Source organism: Mesorhizobium sp. P2_F7 (genome assembly GCF_056403695.1).
The window spans coordinates 1-1,817 of the sequence record NZ_JBFUFA010000033.1 but is presented as its reverse complement, the minus strand read 5'-3'; the positions used below and the strand labels follow the sequence as shown (position 1 = coordinate 1,817).

Annotated in this window: 1 protein-coding gene and 2 pseudogenes; 2 read left to right on the top strand and 1 reads right to left on the bottom strand. The window is 64.8% G+C overall.

From position 1 onward, the window contains the following. A pseudogene (locus AC1DZ8_RS33265) lies at nucleotides 1-127 on the bottom strand (ISAs1 family transposase); the annotation flags it as partial. A 210-nt stretch (nucleotides 128-337) separates the two neighbouring features. On the opposite strand from AC1DZ8_RS33265, the gene holA reads away from it, so the two are divergent. Both holA and AC1DZ8_RS33255 read left to right on the top strand, forming a co-directional pair. After that, on the top strand, nucleotides 338-1,381 hold the full coding sequence (holA, locus tag AC1DZ8_RS33260; RefSeq protein ID WP_477311252.1) for a DNA polymerase III subunit delta: 1,044 nt from the start codon (nucleotides 338-340) through the stop codon (nucleotides 1,379-1,381). Between the two features lie 249 nt (nucleotides 1,382-1,630). Then, a pseudogene (locus tag AC1DZ8_RS33255) lies at nucleotides 1,631-1,817 on the top strand (IS5/IS1182 family transposase); the annotation flags it as partial.

Below are 1,817 nucleotides of genomic sequence, written 5' to 3'. Positions count from 1 at the left end.
GCTTGCGCTCTTGCGCGAACAGCGAAAACTCCGTCGCGTTGGTTGCGCCACACAGGCTTGCCGCGATCATCATCACGATCAGATCGCCTAGCCGGTGCGTGGCGTTGGCCGCACGCGGATCTGGCACCGCCCCGAAATAGCTCTCAAGGCTGGAAATGGCAGTCGCTCCTTCGCTAAGACTGCCTTCCCAAAGAATCTCTTCTCAAGCCAACTTCAAGCCCAAAATCGCCATATGCGATTCCCCTGCCCCCCTCCGGAGGGAGAGGAAGGGCGCCAGGGTTGGCGAACGCTCCGGAGAACGTTCACTCCGCGGCCGCATCATGCTAACCACCCACTCATGGCGCAGAAAAAAGGATATGAGGTCGATTCGTGGCTGGCGAAGCCGGACGCGCGTATCTCGATCGTCCTGCTCTATGGCCCCGACCGCGGGCTCGTCGCCGAGCGCGCGAAAGCCTTTGCCGAAAAGACCGGCCTGTCGCTCGACGATCCTTTCTCGGTGGTCCGGCTCGACGGCGCGGAGGTCGATCGCGACCAGGGCCGGCTGCTCGATGAAGCCCGCACCGTGCCGATGTTTTCCGACCGGCGCCTTTTGTGGGTGCGCAACGCCAGTGGCCAGAAGCCGCTGGCTGAGGACGTCAAGGCGCTGACGGCGGAACCCGCCCGCGACGCCATCATCCTGATCGAGGCCGGCGACCTGAAAAAGGGCGTCGGGCTGCGCGCCGTCGTCGAGGCGGCCGACACCGCGATGGCGCTGCCTTGCTATGCCGACGAGGCCCGCGACATCGATACCGTCATCGACGACGAGCTGCGCAAGGCCGGCATGACGATGGCGCTCGATGCCCGCCAGGCGCTGCGCCGCAATCTCGGCGGCGACCGGCTGGCGTCGCGCGGCGAGATCGAAAAGCTGGTGCTTTACGCCCACGGCCAGCGGGAGATTGGCCTCGACGACGTCCGGGCGATGTCAGGCGACGTCTCCGGCGCTTCTTTCGACGATGCCGTCGACGCGGTGCTGGAAGGCAAGATCGGCGACTTCGACACCGCCTTTACCCGCCATTGCCTGTCCGGCGGGCATCCGTTCCTGGTGCTGTCGTCGGCGATGCGGCAGTTGCAGCAGCTGCAGGTCATGCGCGGCCAGATGGACTCAGCCGGCCGCAATGCCGCTTCGGCTGTGGCCGGCGCGCGCCCACCGGTTTTCTTCACCCGCCGCAAGCTGGTGGAAAAGGCGCTGGAACGCTGGAACGTCGAGGCGCTGAGCCGCGCGCTAAACCGCCTGCAGGCAGCGGTGCTGCAGACGCGGCGCAGGCCGGACCTGTCCGAAGCGCTGGCCCGCCAGGCGTTGCTTGGCATTGCAGTGGAAAGCGCAAGGCTGGGGCAGCGGTAAGGCGATTGGCTTTCCCCTCGACGCTTCGTCATCCTCGGGCTTGACCCGAGGATCCATGCCGTGGCCTTCAGCGTAGAGTGCAGCCGTGCAGAATTCTGTAATCGCAGCAACGCCTTAGTGTCACGGCATGGATAGAGAACGCTTGCGCTCCTTCGCGCCCCCTCTGCCCTGCCGGGCATCTCCCCCACAAGGGGACTGTTGCAAAATTGGATGGATGTGATTCCCTGTTTTTGAAACGGGGATTTTGCGATGACGACGAAGCCGAGCGGTCAGTTCAGTTTTGTGGAGGCTTTGCTGCCACAGGGTCTTGGTCGGAGCGGTCGGCTGGACCGGCTGTCGTCGCTGGTGAAGTGGTATCGCTTCGAGAAGATTCTGGCGCGGCTGCGCTCGCCGGCGGGGCCAGGGCGGCCTGCGTACAATTCGCTGGTGATGTTCA

Excerpts from the sequence above, each read along its gene's own strand:
- holA (WP_477311252.1), top strand. The coding sequence starts at position 338 with ATGGCGCAGAAAAAAGGATATGAGGTCGATTCGTGGCTGGCGAAGCCG.